Genomic DNA, 24,923 nt, shown 5'->3' on the forward strand with positions numbered 1-24,923 from the left:
CCCCCTCACCTGCCACCACGACAAAGCCCCATGCGCCTGCGCCATCGCCTGAAGAATCTCCCCGTTGGCCGTAAACTGCTCGCCGCCCTGCTGGTGCTGCTGGCGGCGGTGCTGGTGGTGGCCAACCTGACCTTCATCAGTGCGGCCTACTGGATTTCCCAGGAAAGCGTCGCGCCCCAGGCCTTGCAGACCCTCAGTCGACTGATCGCCAGCCCGGCCCTGAGCCGCGAAGCCCTGAGCTCGCCCCAGGCCGCGGGCGACCTGCTCAAACGCCTGGATGGTTATGCGCCGCTACGTGCGGCGGTGATCTACGACGCCCACGGCGACAGCCTGGCGCAATTGCAGCGCGGCGAAAAGCTGCAGTTGCCATCACGGGTGGACGACCTGGAGAACTGGCGCCTCAGCGAATTTCGCGCCAATCAGTTGGTCGAGTTGCCACAGGTCGACGCACCGCCGGGCTACCTGCTGCTGGTCGCCTCCAGTGAGCTACCCGGCGCGTTCTACACCGGCACGGTCACCGCCAGTCTGGTGATCCTCGGTTTCAGCCTGGTGCTGTGGCTGCTGGTAGCGCGGCAGATCCGTCGCCTGATTACCAGCCCGATCAAGCGCCTGGAAGAACTGACCCGTCAGGTCACCCGCGAAGAGAACTACTCGCTACGCGCCCGGCGCGGCAACCAGGATGAAATCGGCAGCCTGGCCGAGGCCTTCAATACCATGCTGACGCGTATCGAAGCCCGCGAACAACAGCTCAAGCGGGCTCGTGACGACTCCGAAGAAGCCTACAATCAGGCCCAGGGTCTGGCCGAGGAAACCCGCCTGTCGAACCGCAAGCTGGAACTCGAAGTGCAGGTGCGCAGCAAGATCGAGAAGAAGCTCACCGGCTTCCAGAACTACCTCAACAGCATCATCGACTCCATGCCCTCGGCGCTGATCGCCCTTGACGAGCAGCTCTACGTGGCGCAGTGGAACCAGGAAGCCAGCGCCCTCTCCGGCACTTCCCTGGACGAAGCGGTTAACCAGCCGGTGTTTCTCGCCTTTCCGCTGCTCAAACCCTATTTGTCCAAACTCAAGCGCACGGCCGAGCAGCACCGGGTGGAGAAGATCGAACGGGTCACCTGGATTCGCGACGACGAGCCACACCACTATGCCCTGACCTTCTATCCGCTGATCGGCAGCATTGGCCGCGGCGTGGTGATCCGTATCGACGACATCACCCAGCGCCTGAACCTGGAAGAGGTGATGGTGCAGTCGGAGAAGATGCTCTCCGTGGGCGGCCTGGCTGCCGGCATGGCCCACGAGATCAACAACCCCCTCGGCGCCATCCTGCACAACGTGCAGAACATCCGCCGACGCCTGTCACCGGAGCTGCCGCGCAACCAGGAGCAAGCCGAACTGGCCGGCGTCAGTTTGCCGGCCATCGACGAATACCTGACGGCACGGGAAATCCCCATGCTGCTCGACGGTATTCAGCAAGCCGGTACCCGTGCTTCGAAGATCGTTACCCACATGCTCAGTTTCAGCCGTCTGAGCAACCGCCAACTGGCGCCCTGCCAGTTGCCCGCGTTGATCGACCAGGCCGTGGAGATCGCCAGCAACGACTTCGACCTGACCGAAAGTTTCGACTTCAAGAGCCTACTGATTCAGCGCGAGTTCAACCCGGCACTGGGGCCAATTCCCGGCATCGCCAACGAGCTGGAACAGGTGCTGCTCAACCTGCTGAAGAACGCCGCCCAGGCCATTCACCAGCGCGATGACGACAGCGTTCCGGGCAAGATCATCCTGCGTACGCGCCTGGCACCGCCATGGGCCGAAGTCCAGGTGGAAGACAACGGCGTGGGCATCCCGGAGGCCGTGCGCAAGCGCATCTTCGAGCCGTTCTTCACCACCAAGGAAGTCGGTCAGGGCACCGGCCTGGGCCTTTCCGTCTCGTACTTCATCGTCACCAACAACCACAAGGGACAGATGGAAGTGCAATCACGCACCGGCCAGGGCACCTGCTTCACCCTGCGCCTGCCCATCGGTGTCAGTAGCTGAAGCACGGAGACCCTATGGGTTATCGACTCTCGAAAATCTACACACGCACCGGCGATACCGGTGAAACCGGGCTGGCCGACGGCCGCCGGGTCGGCAAGGATCACCCGCGCATCGAAGCCATAGGTGAGGTGGACACGCTGAACAGTCAGCTCGGCCTGTTGCTGGCCGAGCTGATAGAGCAGCAGAGCCACTGTCCGGCGCTTGCCGAACTGATCGATGTGCTGTCGCCCTGTCAGCACCGTCTGTTCGACCTGGGTGGCGAGTTGGCGATGCCGGACTACCAGGCGCTGCAAGCGGTCGAGATCGAGCGCCTGGAATCGGCCATCGATCGCTGGAACGAGGAAGTCGGCCCGCTGACGAACTTCATCCTGCCCGGCGGCTCCCGTCTGATCGCCCAGGCCCACCTGTGCCGCAGTACTGCACGGGGTGCCGAACGGCGTTGCGGGCAGCTCAATGCGATCGAGCCCCTGCGCGGCGAGCTGCTGGCCTATATCAACCGATTGTCCGATCTGCTGTTCGTGGCGGCGCGGCTGATCGCCAGGCGCCAGGGGATCGACGAAGTGCTCTGGCAGGCGGTGCCTAAAGGCTGAAACGACTCTCGAAACGCCGCGACTCGCCGCTCAGCGGATCGACAAAGGACAACCCGCGGGCCAACAGCTTCAGCGGTCGGCTGTAATCGTCGGGCTCAGCCTCGGCGCTGCTCACCTCGGGATAGAAGGGATCGTTGAGGATCGGCGCCCCCAGCGCCGCCATGTGTACCCGCAGTTGGTGCTTCTTGCCGGTAACCGGTTCGAGACCGTAAAGCCAGCAATCACTGCGCACCTCGATCACCTCGATTCGCGTCCGGGTATTGGCCGGGCCCGGCGCTTCGCGCATGCGAAAGAACGGCTCACCCGCCTCGAAACGGGTCTCGCGCAGCAACGGAAACTGCAAGTGTGGCAACGGCGCTGCCAGCGCCTCGTAACGCTTGTCGATGTTTCGCTCACGAAACAGCGCCTGGTAACGACCACGGCTCTGCGGGTTGGTGGAGAACAGCACCAGCCCGGCGGTATGCCGATCGATACGGTGCAGCGGCACCAGGTCGGCATTGCCGGTGCGCTTGACCAGGCGCGCCAAGAGCGTTTGTTCGACATAGGTGCCCGCCGGCATCACCGACAGGAAATGCGGTTTGTCGGCGACCAGCAGGTGCTCGTCGACGTGCAGGATCGTCTCTTCGAAAGGAATCTGCGGCTCGGCCGGTACCTCGCGAAAGTAATGCACGCGCAAGCCGACCCGGTAAGGGTGATCGATACCGATGGGCGCTCCATCCGCATCCAGCACCCGCCCCCGCATCACACGCTCCAGCCAGACCTCCCGTGAAATCGCCGGAAAGTGCGCACACAGACAGTCGAGCACAGTCGTCCACGGGCCTGCCGGCAGATGCAAGGTGCTGGGGCGCAGGGTGGTTGGCGGGTAATCGGATACGGACATGCGAGGGCTCCAGACGCGGTTTCAGGGCGCGATCAGGTACAGACAGATCGACAGCGTCACCAGCGACCCCAAGGTCGACAACAGGATGGTGCTCGACACCTGAGAGCCCTCACGACGGTAGAACTCGGCGAGCATGAATGGCCCGGTGCCGGTCGGCAACGCGCTGAGCAGCAGCGCGGCATGAGCCCATAAGGGCGGCAGGCGGAAAACGTAAACGGCCAGCACCCAGGTGATCAACGGGTGAGCGATCAGCTTGATCAGCACCAGGCTGGTACCGCGCTCTTTCGGCCCGTCATGCTTGTGCGCCAGGAACAGGCCCAGAGCGATCAACGCACAGGGGCCGGTAGCGGCGGCGAGCAGCTTGAGAAACTGATGCAACGGTTCTGGCAGCGGCTGCGCCGTCGCGGCCCACAATGCACCGAGCAGCGGGGCCATGACGATGGGGTTCTTCAGCAGGGCGATGAAAACCTTGCGCACGGCCAGCAGGACGCTCTTCTCGTTCTGCAGGCCCACCTCGATGCACACCACCGAGAGGGCGAACAGCACGCAGATGACGATCAGACACGCGATCAGCGCCGGCTCCATACCGGCCTCGCCGAACACCAGCAGACACAGCGGGATGCCCATGTAACCGGTATTCGCGTAGGACGCGCTGAGCCCCTGCACACTGGCATCGGCCAGGCTACCGGTACGGCGCAGACGCCACAGCAGCACCAGGGCAAAAATGCCCAGGGTGGCGATGCCGTAAGCGAGGATGAAACCGGGTTGCCAGATCTCCTCCCAGACGACCGTCGCCATGGCCTCGAACAGCAGCGCCGGCAGGCACAGCCAGACCACCATGCGGTTGATCTCCGAGGCGGCATTGGCACCGAGCAGGCCCAGCCGCCGACAGGTAAAGCCCGCGAGGATCAGTGCAAAAACCGGCAGGATGACATTGAAAACCGAGGCCATGGGCCAGAGAACTCTTAGCGAAAACGGGACGACGCAGGGTAGGTGCTGCCGCCGTCCAGTACAAGCGGCGGCGCGGTCGTGCTGAAACTCCTGGTGTCGCGACAACGGTCATATGTCGGACAGGATGGTCGATGTGCCCGAGGCGGCGGAAGCGGACGGTCGTAGGATGGGTCGGGCCGCGCAGGTGCAACCCATCGGCCAATGATGGGTTTCACCCATCCTACGGCTGCCTTCGCCCCTTTGAGCGACCACTCAGCCCGATCGCTCGGACACGACATTTGATGTGTGACGCGACACTAGTGCTCAGGCCAGAAAGCCCGAATCCCGGCTACACCCTGCGCGCCGGCCTGCCAGGCCTGCTCGCTGTGTTGCGGGCCAACTCCACCGAGCAGATAGCAGGGCTGGTTGAAGCGCTGCAGAAGCTCGCCGGCCTGCTCCCAACCCAAGGGTTGCGCATCGGGGTGGCTCTGGGTCGCCTGCAGTGGCGACAGGGTGACGAAATCGGCACCGATCTGCGTTGCCAGCTGCAATTCTTCAGCGCTATGGCAGGAAGCCGCCAGCCAACGGTCTGCCGCTAGCGGGCGGCCCCTGGCGGCATACTTGCGCAATTGTTCGGCCGTCAGGTGCCAACCCGCAGCGGGAAAATCCCCCAACCATTCCAGCGGCCCCTTGAGCATCAATTGCGCCTTGCCGGCGCACAGGCCCTGGATATCGACGGCAAGATCCCGGTACTGGGCATCGAACATCGCCGGCGCACGCAACTGGATCAAACGCACGCCACGACCGATGGCTGCACGAATGCCAGCCAGCAGCTCGGGGCCGTCCAGGCCGTCCGGGGTAATCAGGTAGTGCTCGGGCAAACGCGCGGCCGCGACGATCGGCCGGTTGGCTGCCGGAAACGCGTAGTCGCCCAGTTGCCGCGCACTCACCCAGGCCAGCGGCTGGCCTTCGGCGCCGTGTGGCTCGCCACTGAAACGGCTGACCTCCCAGACGTCGAGCAACACATGCTTGTCGGCATAGTCATGGCGTACCTGGATCAGCGGCCGGGCGGTTTCCGGGCGGATACCCAATTCCTCTTCCAGCTCGCGGGACAAAGCCGCCAGCACGGCCTCGCCCTCCTCGACCTTGCCACCCGGAAACTCCCAGAGCCCGCCCTGGTGCTTGTCATCGGGACGCCTGGCGATGAGGATGCGACCATCCTCACCGCGAATCACCGCTGCCGCTACATGCACGCGCTTCACATTCACTCCTTCAAGGCTGCCTGCAGCCAGCGCTGGAATGCCGGCCACTGAAAAATGGTGTCCACATAGGCCGCGGCGTCTTCCGGCAATTGCACTGCGTAGCTGCGCAGCCGGCTGGCAACCGGAGCGAAGTAGGCATCGGCGATGCTGACCTGGCCGAACAGATACGGCCCGCTTTGGCCAAAACGCTGACGGCAATCTGCCCACAAGGCAACGATGCGCTGGATGTCGTTCTGCACCTCGTCAGCGATGCTGGTCAACGGCGCATTACGCTGCATGTCCATCGGCATATGGCTACGCAGCGCGCTGAAACCGCTGTGCATCTCCGCACAGACGGAGCGCGCCATGGCACGAGCCGCTACGTCGCGCGGCCACAGGGCGGATTCGGGAAAACGCTCGGCAAGGTATTCGGCGATGGCCAGGGAATCCCAGATCACCCCAGCGTCGGTCTTGAGCACCGGCACCTTGGCCGTCGGCGACTGGCTCAGCAGACGGGCATGGCTATCGGCCGCATATAGCGGTACCAGGGTTTCCACATAAGCGGCGCCACTGAGTTCGATCGCCAGCCAGCCACGCAGCGACCAGGACGAGTAGTTCTTGTTGCCTATGACCAGTTCCAATGACATGAGCGCTCTCCATCTGCCATGAATACTCACGCAGCTTCCGCCGTGATCGGCCCGATAGCAAATTCCCCTCGTTCATGGGGCCATGCACGAGGGGAATGGGTTTGAGCTGCAAGCCTCAAGCTGCAAGTGGAAGCTGGACAGCGAACGGCTCGCTTGCAGCTTGTGGCTACCCTACGTCCGATATTCGGCGTTGATCTTCACGTACTCGTGGGACAGATCGGTGGTCCAGATGGTTTCGCTACAGGTGCCGCGGCCCAGTTCGATGCGGATGGTGATTTCCTCTTCGGCCATCACCGCCGAGCCCTGCTCTTCGGTGTAGCTGGAAGCACGGCAGCCCTTGCTGGCGATGCATACGTCGCCAAGGAACACATCGATCTTGCTGACGTCGAGCTGCGCCACACCGGCGCGGCCAACGGCGGCGAGGATACGCCCCCAGTTGGGGTCGGAAGCGAACAGTGCGGTCTTGATCAATGGCGAGTGAGCCACTGCGTAACCGACATCCAGGCACTCCTGGTGGGTGGCCCCGCCATTGACCTGCACGGTGACGAACTTGGTCGCGCCTTCACCGTCACGCACGATGGCCTGGGCCACGTCCATGCACACCTCGAACACCGCCTGTTTGAGCGCCGCGAACAGCGCGCCGCTGGCCTGGGTGATTTCCGGCAGTGCCGCCTGACCGGTGGCGATCAGCATGCAGCAGTCGTTGGTCGAGGTGTCGCCGTCGATGGTGATGCGGTTGAACGACTTGTTCGCCGCGTCGCGCAGCAGATCCTGCAGCACGCCCTGGGCGACCTTGGCGTCGGTGGCGATATAGCCGAGCATGGTAGCCATGTTCGGTTTGATCATGCCCGCACCCTTGCTGATGCCGGTCACGGTGACCGTCACGCCTTCATGGTTGAACTGACGGCTGGCGCCTTTGGGCAGGGTATCGGTGGTCATGATGCCGGTAGCGGCATCGGCCCAGTTGTTCACGGAGAGGTTGTCCAGAGCCGCCTGCAGCGCGCCCTCGATCTTTTCCACCGGCAGCGGCTCACCGATCACGCCCGTGGAAAACGGCAGCACTTCGCTTTCATCCACGTCCGCCAGACTGGCCAGACTGGCGCAGGTACGAATGGCATTCTGCAACCCCGGCTCACCGGTGCCGGCATTGGCGTTGCCGGTGTTGGTGAGCAGGTAGCGCACACTGCCGGACACGCGCTTCTTGGCCAGAATCACCGGCGCCGCGCAGAACGCATTGAGGGTGAACACGCCCGCCACGCTGCTACCTTCGGCACAACGCATCACCACCACATCCTTGCGCCCCGGGCGCTTGATGCCGGCAGAGGCGATGCCCAGCTCGAAACCTGGAACCGGGTGCAGGGTAGACAGCGGGCCAAGACCAACAGCCATGGGAAAGCTCCTCGAATTAGGTGGAATTGCACAGCGTGTTCGATGCGAAAACGCCGCGAAGGGGTAGACCCTTCGCGGCGTTTGGACGTTACAGCCAGCTCAGGATCAGAACCAGTTCACGACCTTGCGAGCTAGAGCCATGCCAGGCCTAGGCGGCCCCACAAAAACAGGCGAGGACGCGGAGTGTACTTTTGTACATGAGCAGTCCGAGCCTGTTTTCAACGCCGCAGGGCCGACGCGTAGCTAGTCGTGGGCAGGTTCTCAGTTGACCTGACCGTGGCAGTGCTTGTACTTCTTGCCGGAACCGCACGGGCAGAGCTCGTTGCGACCGATCTTCTGCTCGGCACGCACCGGTGCAGTGGCAACGGCGACATCGCCACCATCCTGCGCTTCGGCTTCAGGCTCTTCGAGCGCAGAAACTTCGGCATGCTGGAACCGCATGCGCTGGGCCAACGCTTCGGCATCGCGACGCAGACGGGCTTCTTCCTCGGCCGGATCTTCGCGGCGAACCTGAACGTGCGAGAGCACGCGGATGGCATCGCGCTTGATCGAATCCAGCAGTTCCTGGAACAGGGTGAAGGACTCGCGCTTGTATTCCTGCTTCGGGTTCTTCTGGGCGTAGCCGCGCAGGTGGATACCGTGACGCAGGTGATCCATCGTCGACAGGTGATCTTTCCACAGGTCGTCGAGCACACGCAGCAGAATCTGCTTCTCGAAGGTACGCAGCGCCTCGGCGCTGGCCTGGGTTTCCTTCTCGTTGTAAGCCTCGACCAGCTCCTTGAGGATGCGCTCGCGCAGCGTGTCCTCGTACAGTTTGTCGTCTTCGTCGAGCCACTGCTGGATCGGCAGACGCAGGTTGAAGCCCGCGTACAGCGCCTCTTCCAGACCTGCGATGTCCCACTGCTCGGGCAGCGACTGCGGTGGCATGTGCGCGTTGATGGTGTTGTCCAGCACTTCCCTGCGGAAGTCCTCGATGGTCTCGCCAACATTGTCGGCGGTCAGCAAGGTGTTGCGCATGTGGTAGATCACCTTGCGCTGCTCGTTGGCCACGTCGTCGAACTCGAGCAGTTGCTTACGCATGTCGAAGTTACGGCCCTCGACCTTGCGCTGCGCCTTCTCGATGGCGTTGGTCACCATGCGGTGCTCGATGGCCTCGCCGGGCTGCATGCCCAATGCCTTCATGAAGTTCTTCACCCGATCGGAGGCGAAGATACGCATCAGGCTGTCTTCCAGCGACAGGTAGAAGCGGCTGGAACCGGCGTCACCCTGGCGACCGGCACGACCACGCAACTGGTTGTCGATACGGCGTGACTCGTGACGCTCGGACGCGATCACGTGCAGACCGCCGGATTCCAGAACCTGCTGGTGGCGTTTCTGCCAATCGGCCTTGATCTGCGCAACCTGCTCCTCGGTGGGCGGCTCCTGGCTGGAAAGCTCCAGCGCGGCGACTTCCACTTCCCAGTTGCCGCCCAACAGGATGTCGGTACCACGACCCGCCATGTTGGTAGCGATGGTCAGCGCGCCTGGGCGACCGGCCTGGGCAATGATCTCGGCTTCCTTTTCGTGGAACTTGGCGTTGAGCACCTTGTGCTCGATGCCTTCCTGTTCCAGCAACCGCGACATGTACTCGGACGTTTCGATGGTCGCGGTGCCGACCAGGATCGGCCGGCCCTGGGCCTGGCACTCCTTGATGTCGTTGATGATCGCCGCGTACTTCTCTTCCTGGGTCAGGTAGACCAGATCGTTGAAGTCTTTACGGGAAACCGGCTTGTTGGTCGGGATCACCATCACATCCAGACTGTAGATCTGGCGGAATTCGAAGGCTTCGGTGTCAGCGGTACCGGTCATCCCGGACAGTTTCTTGTACAGGCGGAAGTAATTCTGGAAGGTGGTCGAAGCCAGGGTCTGGCTCTCGGCCTGGATATTCACGCCTTCCTTCGCCTCGATGGCCTGATGCAGACCTTCGGACAAACGACGGCCCTGCATGGTACGACCGGTGTGCTCGTCGATCAGGATGACCTGGCCGTTCTGCACGATATATTCGACGTTGCGCTGGAACAGGGTGTGAGCGCGCAGGCCTGCGTACACGTGGGTCAGCAGACCCAGATTGTGCGCCGAATAAAGGCTCTCGCCCTCGGCCAGCAGACCGTTCTGGGCCAGCATGTCTTCGATGTACTGGTGGCCTTCCTCGTTGAGCTCGACCTGGCGGCTCTTCTCGTCGACCTTGTAGTGGCCCTGTTGAGTGACCACGCCTTCTTCTTCCTCGATGTGCAGCTTGAGGCGAGGAATCAGTTTGTTGATTTCGATGTACATCTTGGAGCTGTCTTCAGCCTGACCGGAGATGATCAGCGGCGTACGAGCTTCGTCGATGAGGATCGAATCGACTTCGTCGATCACGGCGAAATTCAGCTCGCGCTGGAATTTCTCTTCCACGCTGAACGCCATGTTGTCGCGCAGGTAGTCGAAACCGAATTCGTTGTTGGTGCCGTAGGTGATGTCGGCGGCATAGGCAGCACGCTTTTCATCCGGCGGCATGAACGGGGTGACGATACCGACCGACAGGCCGAGGAACTCATACAGCGGACGCATCCAGTTGGCGTCGCGGCGGGCCAGGTAGTCGTTGACCGTGACCACGTGCACGCCTTTGCCTTCCAGTGCATTGAGGTAAACGGCCAGAGTCCCGACCAGGGTTTTACCTTCACCGGTACGCATCTCGGCGATCTTGCCTTCGTGCAGGGCCATACCACCGATCAACTGGACGTCGAAGTGACGCATGCCCATCACGCGTTTGCCGGCCTCGCGGGCGACGGCGAAGGCCTCGGGCAACAGTTGATCCAGGGTTTCGCCTTTGGCCAGGCGGGCCTTGAATTCTTCGGTCTTGGCGCGCAGTTGCTCATCGGAGAGCGCGAGCATCTGCTCCTCGAATGCATTGACGGTCTGAACCGCCTTGAGCAGGCGCTTGACCTCACGCTCGTTCTTGCTTCCAAAGAGTTTTTTCAACAAAGGCGCAAACATATCGACAGGATCTTCCACGCTATGGATGGAGGGCGGCCCCGTTAGGCGCCCATGCAGCCCTTATGGCTGCGTGCAAAGGGGCATTCTACCCGGAAAAGGACTTGAGGAAAGCTGCGTTATTGGCACAGGGCCATTGGTCGATGCATGAGGCCGACCGCTACGGTCTGCTCATTCCCCGTCGCTGACTCGCGCAATGTAACTGTGCGGATTGATCAGTTGCCCATTACGGCTGACTTCGAAATGAACATGATTGCCGGTCGAACGCCCGGTGCTGCCCACCGTCGCGATGGTCTGACCACGCTGCACCAGATCACCGACCTGCACGCGGTTGTCGCGATTGTGGGCGTACAGGGTCACATAACCATCGGGGTGACTGATTTCCACGGTGTTGCCATAACCGTTACGGCGGCCGGCGAAAGTCACCACGCCTGCGCCAACAGCGACCACGTCACTGCCTCCCTTGGCGGCAAAATCCACACCCTTGTGCACGCTGATACGACCGGTCAGCGGATCGACACGACGGCCGAACGGCGAAGATATATAACCCTGCAACACCGGATGCCCGGACAGCATCACGGCCTCGTCGATACGACGATCCGCCAGCAGTTGTTCCAGCACTTCAAGCTGCTGTTCTCGGCTGTCCATGCGCAGCGCCAGCTCATCCAGCGTGCTCATGAACGGTGGCGGTGCATAGGCGGCGCCACCGAGGAGTTCTTCGGGACCACCCTGGCCGACGCTTAGAGAGAAGTCGAATTCACTGGCATCCAGTTCCGCCAGTTCGGTAAGCCGCTCACCCAATGCATCGAGCCGGGTCAGTCGAGCCTGCAACTCGGCGACGTGAGCAGCGAAGGCATCCAGCTGACGCTGGGCATTGATACGTACCGCGCCGACTTCGTCACGCTGGGCATCCAGCGCCTGAGTGATCTCGATGCTTTCCGGTATGCCCGCGGCATTCGGTGCCAGCCAGGCGCCCACCGCAGCGCCACCGCCGACTGCGACAGCGATCAGCAGCGCCAGGGCAAGCACCAGCCAACGCAGATCGAGACTGAGCGAGCGCGCGGCGCCGTGGCGTCGACTGAGCAAAATGATGTGCATGACATCCCCATGTAAAAAGGAGGAACCAGAAGTGGTCAGCAAGGTTCTGCTAACATGACGGCTCCAAAAGTCGCAGGCTTCCCGCCATGAGTTTTCGTCCCTTGCCGGCCAAGGCTCCCGCCGCACTGCTGCGCGAGGCGAAGCCACTGAAAGCCCTGTTCAATCAGGCTCAGCGGATCGATCACCTGCAGCAGTTGCTGGAAAGCCAACTGCAACCAGCCGCACGGGAACATTGCCACGTGGCGTCCTGGCGAGAAGGCTGTCTACTTCTAATCGTCACCGACGGCCACTGGGCCACCCGGTTGCGCTATCAACAGCGACGCCTGCAGAGGCAGTTGCAAGCGCTCGAAACGTTCGCGACCTTAACGAAAATTCTCTTCAAGGTGCAACCTCCCAGTACCGAAAGGCGTGAACCCGGTCGCCCTTTCGAACTTTCCGACAGCGCCGCAGACAGCATTCAGGCAACCGCTGATGGCGTCAGCGATCCGCGCCTGCGTGAGGCCCTGGAGCGCCTGGCCAGCCATCGCCGACGTAGCGATTCGTAAAACGGGTCAAGCTGTTACCGGCCCAATCGGTAGCAGACGAAGAACGTCGACCCTCCTGCTCCAGTGCCCCTTGGCTGCGCTGAATGCTGCCCGGCAGCGCCATGCGTGAGCAAAAACACGGGCACAAAAAATGGCCGGGAGCAATTTTTGACGTCGCTCCGCGACGGCCCGTAGGGTTGCTGCCAGGGATGGCAGGCAACAATCGGGATAGGGGACGGCTAAAGCCGTTCCCCTCCCACACCACCCGGCATGCGGGTCCGCACCGGGCGGTTCGAGATGTTGAGGTCAGGAGAGTCTTGGCACACCCAGACGATCAAAATAGCTGATCGTCAAAACATGATGCCCAGCAGACAGGCTGTTATGCCACCAGCGGCGGCTCAGCGCCGCAACCGATTGCGCCACACCCTGCGTAGCCCCTAGGCGAAGCAGTTCCCGGTAGATCGTTTTGCCGCGCCGCCACTGTTTGAGTTGAATGGCTCTTAGCCTGCGACGCATCCACTCATCCAACCTTCGCCAGACTCGCGGTGTTTGCGCCAAGCTGAAGTAGCCTTTCCATCCCGGCAGATAGCTGCAAAGCTTTTCGATCACCTCGGCAAGGCTGCGCCCGCCATTGCGGCGAGTACACCGCCTGATCTGTTGCTTGAACACCTCCAGCGTCTTCTTCGATACGCCACGGCGTACTTCACCGTCGTGGCTTTGCCACAAGCAGTAGCCGAGGAAGTTACGCCCAAACACGCTCGCCACCGCGCTTTTCGATTCATTGATCTTCAGGCGCAGCTTGTCGTAGCAGCGTTTGAGCAGGATCATCACTCGCTCACCGGCCTTCTGGCTGCGCACGTAGACGTTGCAGTCGTCGGCGTAACGGGCGAAACGATGCCCCTTGCGTTCAAGCTCTTTATCCACCTCATCGAGCAGCACATTAGCCAGCAGTGGCGACAGCGGCCCACCTTGCAGTGTGCCTTCCAATCGCTCGACCACCACACCACCATCCATGATTCCAGCATTCAGATAGGCCCGAACCAGACGGATCACGCCAGCATCACTCACACGCCTACTCAATCGCTCTATCAGGATGTCGTGATTGACTCGGTCAAAGAACCTGGACAGATCGACGTCCACAACGGTGCAGTAGCCTTCCTGGGCATACTTCTGGGCAGACAAGATCGCATCCCAGGCTCGGCGACCTGGCCGGAACCCGTGGCTGTGCTCGCTGAAAGTGGGATCAATCAGCGGTTGCAGCACTTGCAGCAGCGCTTGCTGGATCAGACGGTCGGTCACACTGGGGATGCCCAGCTCTCGCTCACGCCCGTCCGGCTTCGGTATGCATACGCGCCGTACCGGTAATGGCTGGTAGGTTCCCGTCAGCAGTTGACGTCGGATACTCGACCATACCTGCCTGAGATGGGATTCGGTCTGGGCGATGTCCAGACCATCCACCCCGGCACCTCCCTTGTTCGCCTTCACGCGCTTCCAGGCGCGCTGCATATTCTCCTGTGCGACGACCTGTTCCAACAGGCATCGCCCTGCATCCCCCGTTCCTTGCCGCGGGAGGCGTGCTTCATCGCTGGACGGCAGCATCGAGGCTTCACCTCGACCCTGAGCGACCCGCCCCGTTCTCACAGGCATCTGATGCACTGCACGACTCATCGACAAGACGTTTGATGCTCCTTCTCGTTCGGCCCTTCGTCTGGTGTTTCGAGCCTACAGTGGCTCAACTGTTCGACTACTACGACCTCTGCTGACTTCTCGCTCCGAGCAAACACCGTCGCCCTTTCAGGCGCAAAGCGAGATCTCCCCAGGTAAGAGTGCACTCCTTCTCTGCACAACCGCCGGATTTACGCCGCTTCGCCTTGGCCACGAGAGCTTCGCGGTTCCTTGCCCGCTCGCCCTGCTCGGCAGCGCCTCATATCCGATTCTTGTCCATCGGCTCGCAGATTACGCTCCACGCTTCCTCCCCACGCTCGGTCACCCTCACGCAGTTGCGCTTCGCTTCGTTCGCTGTGGCCAGCTCACGGGAGGACTTGCACCTCCAAGAGTGCGCCCATGCTGGGCGCACAAAAAAAGGCCACCCGGAGGTGGCCTTGAAGATAAAGCAAGGAGAGTGTCTTACACCGCCGCAACCGGGCGCATGTAGGAAATCGGTGCAGCATCGGCGTCTTCGAAAGTGACCACTTCCCAAGCGTCCGGCTGTGCGATCAAGGCGCGCAGCAGGCGATTGTTCAGGCCGTGGCCGGATTTGTAGCCGCGGAATTCACCGATCAGGCTGTTGCCGAGCAGATAAAGGTCACCAATCGCATCGAGAATCTTGTGCCTGACGAATTCGTCCTCGTAACGCAGGCCGTCTTCGTTGAGTACACGGAATTCGTCCACCACGATGGCGTTGTCCACGCTGCCGCCAAGTGCCAGGTTCTGCGAACGCAGGAACTCGATGTCGCGCATGAAGCCGAAGGTGCGCGCACGACTGACTTCCTTGACGAACGAAGTGCTGGAGAAATCCACACTCGCGGTCTTGGTACGGTCGTGGAACACCGGGTGGTCGAAATCGATCTCGAAGCTCACCTTGAAGCCTTCGAACGGGACGAAGGTGGCGCGCTTGTCGCCGTCCGTCACGGTCACTTCACGGGTGATGCGGATGAACTTCTTGGGGGCGTCCTGCTCTTGCAGACCAGCCGACTGAATCAGGAAAACGAAGGGTCCAGCACTGCCATCCATGATCGGCACTTCACATGCAGAGAGCTCGACATAGGCGTTATCGATGCCCAGACCGGCCATGGCCGAAAGCAGGTGCTCTACCGTATCCACCTTGACATCACCATTGACCAACGTGGTCGACATGGTGGTTTCACCGACGTTCAGGGCGTAACCGACAACCTCTACTACGGGGTTGAGGTCGGTGCGACGGAACACGATGCCGGTATCCACCGGAGCCGGCTTCAGGGTCAGGTAAACCTTTTCCCCGGAGTGCAGGCCGATACCCGTGGCGCGGATGATGTTCTTCAGGGTGCGTTGTCTGATCATTGCTCTGGCCGCTATAGCGCTAGGTGCGAATTGTTTTCAACAAAGGCTGGCGATAATAGCAGAACCAACCTTTGCTGAACACCAATCGCCCTTATACTCCTGATAGATTTCATCAATCTGCCTGACGACGCAGAAACGCCGGAATGTCCAGATAATCCAGGTCATCCTGAGGATTCATCTTCGCCGCAGTGGCTGCGCCACCATGGCTCTGACGCTGTACGGTCGGGCGCTCGTAATCCTTGTAGTTGACGTTCTGCTCGCTGCGAACCGGGGCAGCTACGGGTGCGGTGGGCTGAGCGGCAGCGACCTGAACGGTGTTGTCGACGACCTTGACCGGCTTCTCGATGCGCGCCCCCAGACCGGTAGCGACAACGGTCACGTGCAGCTCGTCGCGCATGTCCGGATCGATGACGGTACCCACCTTGACGGTAGCGTGCTCGGAAGCGAACTGTTCGATGATGTTACCCACATCGGAGTATTCACCCAGGGACAGATCAGGGCCTGCGGTGATATTCACCAGGATACCGCGAGCGCCTTGCAGGTTGACGTCTTCGAGCAACGGATTGCGGATGGCCGCCTCGGTGGCTTCGCGAGCACGGTTGGGACCGCTGGCGCAGCCGGTGCCCATCATTGCCATGCCCATTTCGCTCATCACGGTTTTCACGTCGGCGAAGTCGACGTTGATCATGCCAGGACGCTTGATGATGTCGGAGATGCCACGTACGGCACCGGACAGCACGTCATCGGCCTTGGAAAAGGCGGACAGCAGGCTGGCGTCTTTGCCGAGGATGGTCAGCAGTTTTTCGTTGGGGATGGTGATCAGCGAATCGACGCTTTCCTGCAGCGCACGGATGCCTTCATCGGCGATCTGCATGCGCTTGCGGCCCTCGAACGGGAACGGACGGGTCACGACCGCAACGGTCAGGATGCCCATTTCCTTGGCCACTTCGGCGATCACCGGCGCAGCACCGGTACCGGTACCGCCACCCATGCCCGTGGTGATGAAGACCATGTCGCAGCCCTGCAGCACTTCGGCGATACGCTCACGATCTTCCAGAGCCGCCTGACGGCCGACTTCCGGGTTGGCGCCAGCACCCAGCCCCTTGGTCACACCTGTGCCGAGTTGCAGCACGGTGCGTGCACCGATGTTCTTGAGTGCCTGGGCATCGGTGTTGGCGCAAATGAATTCGACGCCTTCGATGTTGCTCTTGGCCATGTGATTGACGGCGTTGCCACCACCACCACCGACACCGATTACCTTGATGACCGCGCTTTGCGGAAGGTTGTCTACGAGTTCAAACATGGTATCTCTCCTGTACTTTCTAGTTTTAACGCCTACTGCTGATGACGCCGCACACGCCCGTGCACGCGCCGCCCAACATTAGAAATTGCCCTGGATCCAGCGTTTGAGCCGCTCCAGCACCGGGGTTTTCGTTTCATCGCCGTAGCCACCGTTTCCGGGCATCGGGATGTCGTCGGACTGCTTGCGCAGCCCGTACATCAACAGGCCAACGCCCGTCGAATAAATGGGATTGCGCACCACATCACTGAGCCCCTTGACGCTATGGGGCACGCCGAGGCGCACCGGCATATGGAAGATTTCTTCGGCCAGTTCGATCGCGCCTTCCATCTTCGCCGTGCCACCGGTGAGCACGATGCCCGCCGGGATCAGGTCTTCGTAGCCGCTGCGACGCAGCTCGGCCTGGATCAGGGTGAACAGTTCGTCGTAACGCGGCTCGACCACTTCGGCCAGGGACTGGCGCGACAGGTCGCGCGGCGGACGGTCGCCCACGCTCGGTACCTTGATGGTTTCGCCAGCGCCAGCCAGCTTGGCCAGGGCGCAGGCGTAACGGATCTTGATCTCCTCGGCGTACTGGGTCGGGGTACGCAACGCCATGGCGATGTCGTTGGTGACCTGGTCGCCGGCGATCGGGATCACCGCGGTGTGGCGGATCGCACCTTCGGTAAAGATGCAGATGTCGGTGGTGCCACCACCGATGTCGACCAGGCACACACCCAGTTCCTTCTCGTCGTCGGTCAGCACCGCATACGCGGAAGCGAGCTGCTCGAGGATGATGTCGTCGACTTCCAGACCGCAGCGGCGTACGCACTTCTCGATGTTCTGCGCCGCGTTCACTGCACAGGTCACCACGTGCACCTTGGCTTCCAGGCGCACGCCGGACATGCCCAGGGGCTCACGGACACCTTCCTGGTTATCGATCACGTAATCCTGCGGCAAGGTATGCAGCACGCGCTGGTCGGCCGGAATGGCCACGGCCTGGGCGGCGTCGAGCACACGCTCCAGGTCGGCGCTGCTGACCTCACGGTCGCGGATGGCGACAATGCCGTGGCTGTTGAGGCTACGGATGTGGTTGCCCGCCACGCCGACGAACGCCGAGTGGATACGGCAACCCGCCATCAGTTGGGCTTCTTCGACCGCACGCTGGATCGAGGCCACCGTGGACTCGATATTGACCACTACGCCCTTCTTCAGGCCGCGCGACGGATGGGTACCGATACCGACGATTTCCAGCTGACCATCAGCGGTCACTTCGCCCACCAGCGCCACCACCTTGGAGGTGCCAATGTCGAGACCAACGATCATCTTGCCGCTCTGCACGTTTGCCATGACTCTTGCCTTCTCTCCTGATTCATTGCGCCGCAGCGGTTTCGACCGCTACGGACGCTGGCGGCTCGTGCCACGCAACGGCAAGGCCATTGGCGTAGCGCAGATCGATCCGCGCGATATTGTCTTTCTGATCCTTCAGCGCCTTGCTGTAGATGGCGCCGAAACGACGTATTTTTTCCACCAGATGGTCGCGTCCCAGCAGCACTTCGATGCCCTGCCCGGTGGACAGGAACCAGCTGCCGCGCTCACGCAACTCCAGGCGTGCCACGGTGAATCCCATTGGTCGCAGCATCTGGCTCAACACCTGGTACTGCTGCATCACTTGCTGCTGCGCTCGCTTCGGCCCATACAGCTGCGGCAGATTCTCGTAGTGCGCCAACTCCTTCGGCGCGAATGCCTGGCCCTGGTTATTGAGCAGCGCTTCGTCACCCCAGCGAGCGATCGGCAACTGCTCCTCCAGACGCACCATCACCTGATCCGGCCATACACGACGTACTTCGGCATGGGCGATCCAGGGCATCCGCTCCAGTTCGTGGCGCATTCCCACAAGGTCGACACTGAAGAAGCTCGCACTGACGAAAGGTTCAATGCGCCGTTGCACCGATTGCTGGCTGATGTAGCTCAGGTCGCCTTCGACGCTGATCTTGGCAATCGGCCGATCCGCGTAAGGCAGCAGGCGCAGCGACAACTCATAGGCAGCGAAACCCAGCACCAGCAACAACACCGGCCAGGTGATGCGCTTGAGCAGGCTGAAATTGGGCCGCGGCAAGCGCAGGCTGATCGGATCCTTCGCCACCAGACGGCTGGCGCCGCGTGGCACAGCCTTGCTGCGCATGGGCGCGCGGGCTGAACCTGGCTGGTGACGCAAGACGGTGCTCATGATTACCCCCGGGCCTCGACGCTATCGGCAAGAATCGCCAACACCAGTTGCTGGAAATCCAGGCCGGCGGCCTGCGCCGCCATCGGCACCAGACTGTGATCGGTCATGCCTGGCACGGTGTTCACTTCGAGCAGCCAGAAACGCCCTTCGGCATCCTGCATCACGTCGGCACGCGCCCAGCCCTGCGTGCCCACGGCCTCGCAGGCCTTGGCGGTCAGCGCCTTGAGTTCGGCTTCCTTGTCGGCATCGAGGCCACAGGGAATGCGGTACTGGGTGTCATCGGCCAGGTACTTGGCGTCGTAATCGTAGAAACTGTGCGGCGTGCCCAGAGCGATTGGCGGCAGTACTTCGCCGCGCAACATGGCGATGGTGAACTCGGGACCGTGGATCCACTGTTCGACCAGTACCTGGCTGTCGTAGACGGCAGCATCCTGCCAGGCAGCGATCAGCGCCTCGACATCGGCGACCTTGGCCATGCCGATGCTGGAACCTTCATGGGCCGGCTTGACGATCAGCGGGAAGCCCAGTTCGGCAGCGGCACGACGGCAGTCGTCGGCGCTGGCCAGCACGGCATGACGCGGCGTGGACAGCCCCAGGCTCTGCCACACCTGTTTGGTGCGCAGTTTGTCCATGGCCAGGGCCGAGGCCAGAATGCCGCTACCGGTGTAGGGAACACCGGCGCATTCGAGCAGGCCCTGCATGCTGCCGTCTTCGCCACCACGACCATGCAATACGATGAAGGCGCGATCGATCTTCTCGCTGAGCAGGCGCTCGAGGAAATCATCACCCACATCGATGCCGAAGGCATCCACGCCAGCGCTCTGCAGTGCAGACAGCACGGCATTGCCGGATTTCAGCGAGACCTCGCGCTCGGCGCTCTTGCCACCGAACAGCACGGCGACGCGGCCGAACGCCGAGGCCGGCAGTTTGGATTTCAGGGTTTCGGCACTCATTTCCCTTGACCTTGCACGCTGAACAGCGGGCTTTGCAGCAGTTGTGGGGCAACCCCGCCGATGTCGCCGGCACCCTGGCAAAGCAGGATGTCGCCGGCACGCAGCAGCGGCTTGATCAGCGGCGCCAGTTCGGCACCACGTTCGACATAAATGGGATCCAGCTGACCGCGCTGGCGGATGCTGTGGCACAGCTGACGGCTGTCGGCACCGGGAATCGGCTCTTCGCCGGCCGGATAGACCTCCATCAGCAGCAGCACGTTGGCATCGGCCAGTACCTGGACGAAATCGTCGTACAGGTCACGGGTACGGCTGAAGCGGTGCGGCTGGTAGACCATCACCAGACGGCGCTCCGGCCAGCCGCCACGCACGGCCTTGATCACTGCCGCGACTTCACGCGGGTGGTGGCCGTAATCGTCGACCAGCATCACTTCGCCACCTTCGACCGGCAGCTCGCCGTAGACCTGGAAGCGGCGACCGACGCCCTGGAACTGCGACAGGCCCTGAACGATGGCCTCGTCGCTGATGCCTTCGTCGGTGGCGATGCAGATGGTCGCCAGGGCATTGAGCACGTTGTGGTTGCCCGGCATGTTCACCGACACGTCGAGGGGCTCGCAGTCCGGGCGCAGTACCGTGAAGAACGTCTGCATGCCCTGCTGGCGAACGTTGATGGCGCGCACGTCGGCGTCTTCGCTGAACCCGTAGGTCACCGTCGGGCGCCCCACCTGGGAGAGAATCTCGCGCACCACCGGATCATCCACGCACACCACTGCCAGCCCATAGAACGGCAGGTTGTGGAGGAACTCGATGAAGGTCTTCTTCAGTTTGTTGAAGTCGCCCTCATAGGTGCTCATGTGATCCATATCGATGTTGGTGACCACCGAAACCATGGGCTGCAGGTGCAGGAAGCTGGCATCGCTCTCGTCGGCCTCGGCGATCAGGTAACGGCTGGTGCCGAGCTGCGCGTTGGTGCCGGCAGCGTTCAGGCGGCCGCCGATCACGAAGGTCGGATCCAGGCCACCAGCGGCGAACACCGACGCCAGCAGGCTGGTGGTGGTGGTCTTGCCATGGGTACCGGCCACGGCGATGCCATGGCGGTAGCGCATCAGTTCGGCGAGCATCTCGGCACGCGGCACCACCGGGATACGGCGCTCCAACGCTGTGGCGACTTCCGGGTTGGAGGTATTGATGGCACTGGAAACCACCAGCACATCGGCGTTTTCGGCGTTCTCGGCACGGTGGCCGATAAAGATGTGGGCACCGAAGTTTTCCAGGCGCTCGGTGACGGGCGAAGTCTTCAGGTCGGAACCGGAAACTTCGTAACCGAGGTTGAGCAGCACTTCAGCGATGCCGCACATCCCGGCTCCGCCGATGCCGACGAAATGAATACGGCGGATACGGCGCATGCGCCGCACTTCTGCCTTGACCGCTGCGGGAGACTTAGCCACGGGCCACCTCCAGACAAACATCGACAACGCTACGGGTGGCATCGGGCTTGGCCAGGCGACGTGCCGTGCTGGCCATTTCTTTGAGTCGTTCGGGGTGCATCAAGACCTCGGTCAGCTGCGCTGCCAGATCGGCAGCGTCAGTGGAGCGTTGTGGCAGAAGAACGGCAGCACCGTCCTTCGCGAGATAGCTGGCATTACGCGTCTGGTGGTCGTCGATCGCGTGGGGCAACGGCACCAGGAAAGCCGGCAGACCGGCGGCAGCCAGTTCGCTGACGGTCAGCGCGCCGGAGCGGCAGACCACCAGATCGGCCCAGGCATAGGCACGGGCCATATCGCTGATAAAAGGCGCGACTTGCGCTTCGACGCCCGCAGCGGTGTAACGTTCGCCGGTAACCGTGGCGTGTTGCTTGCCCGCCTGGTGGAAGACTTCCGGCCGCAGTTCGGCAGATACCTGCGCCAGCGCCTCGGGCAACAGTTTATTCAGCGGCTCGGCACCCAGGCTGCCGCCCAGAATCAGTAGACGCGGGCGACGACCGGTCAAGGAATCGCGGGGCGTTTCCAGGAACAGTTCCTCGCGCACCGGGTTGCCGGTGGTACGACGCTTGTCCGACGCGGCGAAGGTGTCGGGGAAAGCCTCGCAGACCCGACTGGCGAATGCCACCAGGCTGCGATTGGCGGTACCGGCCACGGCATTCTGCTCATGAATGATCAGCGGCACGCCAGCCAGGCGGGCAGCCAGGCCGCCCGGGCCGGTCACGTAGCCGCCCATACCGAGCACACAGACCGGTTGCAGCTCACGCACCACCTTGCGGGCCTGGAACAGCGCCTTGAGCAGTTGCAGCGGCGCCTTGAGCAGCGACAGCTTGCCTTTGCCGCGCAACCCGCTGACGTTGATCAGATGCAGCGGCAGGCCGGCAGCCGGCACCAGCTCGTTCTCGATACCGCGTGGCGTGCCCAACCAGTGCACGCGGTAGCCGCGGGCCTGGAATTCACGCGCGCAGGCCAGGGCCGGGAACACATGGCCCCCGGTGCCGCCCGCCATGATCAGCACGTTACCGGCCATGATGCGCCTCCCTGCCGATAGCGGGCTCGGGGAAGTCCGACTCGTCGAACTCGACGTCTTCGCTGCCCAGTTGATTGCGCGACTCCCACTCGATGCGCAGCAGCAGCGCCAGGCTGACGCAGCAGATCACCAGGGAGCTGCCGCCGTAGCTGAGGAATGGCAGGGTCAGACCTTTGGTCGGCAACAGGCCGATGTTCACACCAATGTTGATCAGGAACTGACCAATCCACAGGAACGCCAGACCGAAGGCCACATAAGCGGAGAAGAACTGCTTGGCGCGCTCCGCCCACAGGCCGATGTACAAGGCTCGTACGCTGACGAAAACGAACAGCCCCACGGTCAGCAGCGCGCCGACCAGACCAAGCTCCTCGGCCAGCACGGAGAATACGAAGTCGGTGTGCGCTTCCGGCAGGTAGAACTGCTTCTGGATACTGTTGCCCAGGCCCACGCCCAGCCACTCGCCGCGACCGAAGGCGATCAGCGCCTGGGTCAGCTGATAGCCGGAGCCATACTGGTCGGCCCACGGATCGGTGAAGGTGATCAGGCGCTGCAGGCGGTATTCCTGAGTCTGCACCAGCACGAACACCGCGCCCACGGCCAGAGCCACCATCAAGCCGAAGCGCAGCAGGCCGACGCCGCCGAGGAACAGCATGGCCATCGCCGCGCCCATCATCACGACCGTGGCACCGAAGTCCGGCTCCAGCAGCAGCAGGAAGGCCATCGGCAACAACACCACGAACGGTTTGAAAAAGCCGGCCCAGCTCTCGCGCACTTCTTCCTGGCGACGCACCAGATAGCCGGCGAGGTAGAGCACCACGAAGACCTTGGCGATCTCCGAGGGCTGAATGTTGAACGCGCCGAAACCGATCCAGCGCCGTGCGCCATTCACTTCGCGGCCAATGCCCGGTACCAGCACCATCACCAGCAGCGCAATCGCGACCAGCAGCAGCAACCAGCTGTGGCGCTGCCAGGTGGCCAGCGGGATCATCAGCACCACGCCAGCGGCGCCCAGGCCGATCACCAGATACACCAGGTGGCGGATCATGTAGTACAGCGGGCTGCCGGTGTTGACTGCCGCCACTTCGGTGGATGCCGAGGAGATCATCACCAGCCCGAGACCGAGCAGCGCCAGGCAGCCGGCGAGCATGGGGAAATCCATGTCCAGGCCACGACGGCTGAACAACGGAGACGGATACGGGCGCAGGAAGGACAGCATCAGACGAGCGCCTCCACGGCCTGGGCGAACAGGCGCCCGCGTTCTTCGAAGTTCTTGAACATATCGAGGCTGGCGCAGGCCGGCGACAACAGCACGGCGTCACCGTCTTGAGCGATGCGCGCGGCCTGCTCGACAGCGGCTTGCAGGCTGTCGACACGAACGATCTCGACCGCGCCCTCCAGCACTGCCGTCAGCCTGTCGGCATCACGGCCAAGCAAAATCACGGCGCGGCAATGGGCGGCCACCGGTTTGCGCAGGCTGGAGAAATCGGCGCCTTTGCCATCGCCGCCGGCGATCAGCACCAGCTTGCCGGCGATGTCATCGCCCAGGCCTTCGATGGCAGCCAGGGCTGCGCCCACGTTGGTGGCTTTGGAATCGTCGTAATAGCTCACGCCCGCGCGCTCGCCAACCCACTGGCAGCGGTGCGGCAGACCGGTGAAGCCTTTGAGGGTATCGAGCATGGTCGCCATCGGCAGGCCCACGGCATGGCCGAGCGCCAGCGCCGCCAGCGCGTTGGACTGGTTGTGCGCGCCGCGGATTTTCAGCTCACGCACCGGCAGCAGTGCCTCGAACTGGTAGGCCAGGTACTTCTCGCCGTTTTCCTCGAGCAGGCCGAAACGCTTGAAGTCCGGCTTACCGAGGCCGAAGCTCCAGCATGGAACCTGGTCGGCGATCATCGGCCGCGACAGCGGGTCGTCACGGTTCACGACTACCTGGCGGGCGCCGCGGAATACGCGATGCTTGGCCAGGTGATAGGCCGGCAGGTCGGCGTAACGATCCATATGGTCTTCGCTGACGTTCAGGCAGGTCGCCACTTCAGCATTGAGCAGCTCGGTGGTTTCCAGCTGGAAGCTGGACAGTTCGATCACGTACAGCTCGACGTCATCGGCGAGCAGATCCAGCGCCGGCGTGCCGAGGTTGCCGCCCACGGCAACCTTGCGACCAGCCGCTGCGGCCATCTCGCCGACCAGGGTGGTCACTGTGCTCTTGGCGTTGGAACCGGTGATAGCGATGATCGGCGCCTTCGCCGCGCGGGCGAACAGGTCGATGTCGCCGGACAATTTGGCGCCACGTTTTGCAGCTTCCTGCAACGCCGGGGTCGCCACGGCCAGGCCGGGGCTGATCAGCAGTTCGCTGGCCCGGCCGAGGAATTCCACGTCCAGTTCGCCACAACGCACTTCGACCTGCGGGAACTGTTCACGCAAGGTGCTCAGCTCCGGCGGATTGGCACGGGTATCGACCACGGCAAAGCGCACACCCTGGCGCGCGAGGTAGCGCACCAGGGACATGCCGCTCTTGCCGAGGCCGACAACGATGCGGAATTGGTCGGAAGCGATCAGGCTCATTCGTTCC

General features: G+C 62.5%; 20 protein-coding genes. 3 read left to right on the forward strand and 17 right to left on the reverse strand.

What is annotated here, in order from left to right:
* Positions 1-30 precede the first annotated feature (30 nt).
* Complete coding sequence (locus DNK10_RS01845) at positions 31-2,034, forward strand: sensor histidine kinase (RefSeq protein ID WP_131178850.1); 2,004 nt, start codon at positions 31-33, stop codon at positions 2,032-2,034.
* Between the two features lie 14 nt (positions 2,035-2,048).
* On the forward strand, positions 2,049-2,624 hold the full coding sequence (locus tag DNK10_RS01850) for a cob(I)yrinic acid a,c-diamide adenosyltransferase (RefSeq protein ID WP_131190406.1): 576 nt from the start codon (positions 2,049-2,051) through the stop codon (positions 2,622-2,624).
* On the opposite strand, the gene DNK10_RS01855 is transcribed toward DNK10_RS01850, so the two are convergent.
* From DNK10_RS01855 to DNK10_RS01885, 7 genes are all read right to left on the reverse strand, one after another.
* Positions 2,614-3,504, reverse strand: a complete 891-nt coding sequence (locus tag DNK10_RS01855) for an RluA family pseudouridine synthase (RefSeq protein ID WP_131190407.1) — start codon at positions 3,502-3,504, stop codon at positions 2,614-2,616. The two genes, DNK10_RS01850 and DNK10_RS01855, sit on opposite strands and share 11 nt — an antisense overlap.
* Positions 3,505-3,525: 21 nt before the next feature.
* On the reverse strand, positions 3,526-4,455 hold the full coding sequence (locus DNK10_RS01860; RefSeq protein ID WP_131190408.1) for an AEC family transporter: 930 nt from the start codon (positions 4,453-4,455) through the stop codon (positions 3,526-3,528).
* 296 nt (positions 4,456-4,751) lie between these two features.
* Positions 4,752-5,696 carry a Nudix family hydrolase gene (locus DNK10_RS01865; protein ID WP_131190409.1) on the reverse strand — a complete coding sequence of 315 codons (945 nt, stop codon included), beginning with the start codon at positions 5,694-5,696 and terminating at the stop codon, positions 4,752-4,754.
* 2 nt (positions 5,697-5,698) lie between these two features.
* Positions 5,699-6,322: a glutathione S-transferase family protein gene (locus tag DNK10_RS01870; protein ID WP_131190410.1), complete on the reverse strand. Its 624-nt coding sequence runs from the start codon at positions 6,320-6,322 to the stop codon at positions 5,699-5,701.
* Between the two features lie 171 nt (positions 6,323-6,493).
* Positions 6,494-7,711, reverse strand: a complete 1,218-nt coding sequence (gene argJ / locus DNK10_RS01875; protein ID WP_131190411.1) for a bifunctional glutamate N-acetyltransferase/amino-acid acetyltransferase ArgJ — start codon at positions 7,709-7,711, stop codon at positions 6,494-6,496.
* Between the two features lie 261 nt (positions 7,712-7,972).
* Positions 7,973-10,726, reverse strand: a complete 2,754-nt coding sequence (secA, locus tag DNK10_RS01880; protein ID WP_131190412.1) for a preprotein translocase subunit SecA — start codon at positions 10,724-10,726, stop codon at positions 7,973-7,975.
* Positions 10,727-10,894: 168 nt separating this feature from the next.
* Positions 10,895-11,821: a M23 family metallopeptidase gene (locus tag DNK10_RS01885; RefSeq protein ID WP_131190413.1), complete on the reverse strand. Its 927-nt coding sequence runs from the start codon at positions 11,819-11,821 to the stop codon at positions 10,895-10,897.
* Between the two features lie 86 nt (positions 11,822-11,907).
* Between DNK10_RS01885 and DNK10_RS01890 the strand changes: the two genes are divergently transcribed.
* Positions 11,908-12,366, forward strand: coding sequence for a DciA family protein (locus DNK10_RS01890; RefSeq protein WP_131178841.1), 459 nt, complete (start codon positions 11,908-11,910; stop codon positions 12,364-12,366).
* A 285-nt stretch (positions 12,367-12,651) separates the two neighbouring features.
* Here the strand turns inward: DNK10_RS01890 and ltrA are convergent, their stop codons facing one another.
* From ltrA to murD, 10 genes are all read right to left on the reverse strand, one after another.
* Complete coding sequence (gene ltrA / locus DNK10_RS01895) at positions 12,652-14,019, reverse strand: group II intron reverse transcriptase/maturase (RefSeq protein WP_131190414.1); 1,368 nt, start codon at positions 14,017-14,019, stop codon at positions 12,652-12,654.
* 453 nt (positions 14,020-14,472) lie between these two features.
* Positions 14,473-15,384: a UDP-3-O-acyl-N-acetylglucosamine deacetylase gene (gene lpxC / locus DNK10_RS01905; protein WP_131178840.1), complete on the reverse strand. Its 912-nt coding sequence runs from the start codon at positions 15,382-15,384 to the stop codon at positions 14,473-14,475.
* A 112-nt stretch (positions 15,385-15,496) separates the two neighbouring features.
* Positions 15,497-16,687, reverse strand: coding sequence for a cell division protein FtsZ (gene ftsZ, locus DNK10_RS01910; RefSeq protein ID WP_131178839.1), 1,191 nt, complete (start codon positions 16,685-16,687; stop codon positions 15,497-15,499).
* A gap of 78 nt (positions 16,688-16,765) precedes the next feature.
* Positions 16,766-18,013 (reverse strand): cell division protein FtsA, encoded by a 1,248-nt coding sequence (gene ftsA, locus DNK10_RS01915; protein WP_131178838.1) that lies wholly within the window; start codon positions 18,011-18,013, stop codon positions 16,766-16,768.
* Positions 18,014-18,035: 22 nt separating this feature from the next.
* Entirely contained in the window at positions 18,036-18,893 is an 858-nt protein-coding gene (locus DNK10_RS01920) for a cell division protein FtsQ/DivIB (protein ID WP_131178837.1), read from the reverse strand.
* A 2-nt stretch (positions 18,894-18,895) separates the two neighbouring features.
* Positions 18,896-19,846, reverse strand: coding sequence for a D-alanine--D-alanine ligase (locus tag DNK10_RS01925; protein WP_131190415.1), 951 nt, complete (start codon positions 19,844-19,846; stop codon positions 18,896-18,898).
* On the reverse strand, positions 19,843-21,249 hold the full coding sequence (gene murC / locus DNK10_RS01930; protein ID WP_242674621.1) for a UDP-N-acetylmuramate--L-alanine ligase: 1,407 nt from the start codon (positions 21,247-21,249) through the stop codon (positions 19,843-19,845). Before murC ends, DNK10_RS01925 begins: the two co-directional genes overlap by 4 nt.
* A gap of 34 nt (positions 21,250-21,283) precedes the next feature.
* Entirely contained in the window at positions 21,284-22,354 is a 1,071-nt protein-coding gene (gene murG, locus DNK10_RS01935) for an undecaprenyldiphospho-muramoylpentapeptide beta-N-acetylglucosaminyltransferase (protein ID WP_131178834.1), read from the reverse strand.
* Complete coding sequence (ftsW, locus tag DNK10_RS01940) at positions 22,344-23,573, reverse strand: putative lipid II flippase FtsW (protein ID WP_423228045.1); 1,230 nt, start codon at positions 23,571-23,573, stop codon at positions 22,344-22,346. Before ftsW ends, murG begins: the two co-directional genes overlap by 11 nt.
* The gene (gene murD / locus DNK10_RS01945; protein WP_131190416.1) at positions 23,570-24,916 is read right to left on the reverse strand and encodes a UDP-N-acetylmuramoyl-L-alanine--D-glutamate ligase; all 1,347 of its coding nucleotides are present in this window, start codon (positions 24,914-24,916) and stop codon (positions 23,570-23,572) included. Before murD ends, ftsW begins: the two co-directional genes overlap by 4 nt.
* Positions 24,917-24,923 lie beyond the last annotated feature (7 nt).

The organism is Phytopseudomonas daroniae, from assembly GCF_004327275.1.
GTDB classification, from domain to species: domain Bacteria; phylum Pseudomonadota; class Gammaproteobacteria; order Pseudomonadales; family Pseudomonadaceae; genus Aquipseudomonas; species Aquipseudomonas daroniae.

Bases quoted from the DNA above. Each gene is read 5' to 3' on its own strand.
- murG (WP_131178834.1), bottom strand. From the start codon at position 22,354: ATGGCCGGTAACGTGCTGATCATGGCGGGCGGCACCGGGGGCCATGTG.
- secA (WP_131190412.1), bottom strand. From the start codon at position 10,726: ATGTTTGCGCCTTTGTTGAAAAAACTCTTTGGAAGCAAGAACGAGCGT.
- DNK10_RS01885 (WP_131190413.1), bottom strand. From the start codon at position 11,821: ATGCACATCATTTTGCTCAGTCGACGCCACGGCGCCGCGCGCTCGCTC.
- DNK10_RS01845 (WP_131178850.1), top strand. From the start codon at position 31: ATGCGCCTGCGCCATCGCCTGAAGAATCTCCCCGTTGGCCGTAAACTG.
- DNK10_RS01925 (WP_131190415.1), bottom strand. From the start codon at position 19,846: ATGAGTGCCGAAACCCTGAAATCCAAACTGCCGGCCTCGGCGTTCGGC.
- argJ (WP_131190411.1), bottom strand. From the start codon at position 7,711: ATGGCTGTTGGTCTTGGCCCGCTGTCTACCCTGCACCCGGTTCCAGGT.
- DNK10_RS01860 (WP_131190408.1), bottom strand. From the start codon at position 4,455: ATGGCCTCGGTTTTCAATGTCATCCTGCCGGTTTTTGCACTGATCCTC.
- DNK10_RS01850 (WP_131190406.1), top strand. From the start codon at position 2,049: ATGGGTTATCGACTCTCGAAAATCTACACACGCACCGGCGATACCGGT.
- DNK10_RS01890 (WP_131178841.1), top strand. From the start codon at position 11,908: ATGAGTTTTCGTCCCTTGCCGGCCAAGGCTCCCGCCGCACTGCTGCGC.
- ftsA (WP_131178838.1), bottom strand. From the start codon at position 18,013: ATGGCAAACGTGCAGAGCGGCAAGATGATCGTTGGTCTCGACATTGGC.
- murC (WP_242674621.1), bottom strand. From the start codon at position 21,249: ATGCGCCGTATCCGCCGTATTCATTTCGTCGGCATCGGCGGAGCCGGG.
- DNK10_RS01920 (WP_131178837.1), bottom strand. From the start codon at position 18,893: ATGAGCACCGTCTTGCGTCACCAGCCAGGTTCAGCCCGCGCGCCCATG.
- lpxC (WP_131178840.1), bottom strand. From the start codon at position 15,384: ATGATCAGACAACGCACCCTGAAGAACATCATCCGCGCCACGGGTATC.
- ftsZ (WP_131178839.1), bottom strand. From the start codon at position 16,687: ATGTTTGAACTCGTAGACAACCTTCCGCAAAGCGCGGTCATCAAGGTA.
- DNK10_RS01870 (WP_131190410.1), bottom strand. From the start codon at position 6,322: ATGTCATTGGAACTGGTCATAGGCAACAAGAACTACTCGTCCTGGTCG.
- murD (WP_131190416.1), bottom strand. From the start codon at position 24,916: ATGAGCCTGATCGCTTCCGACCAATTCCGCATCGTTGTCGGCCTCGGC.
- DNK10_RS01855 (WP_131190407.1), bottom strand. From the start codon at position 3,504: ATGTCCGTATCCGATTACCCGCCAACCACCCTGCGCCCCAGCACCTTG.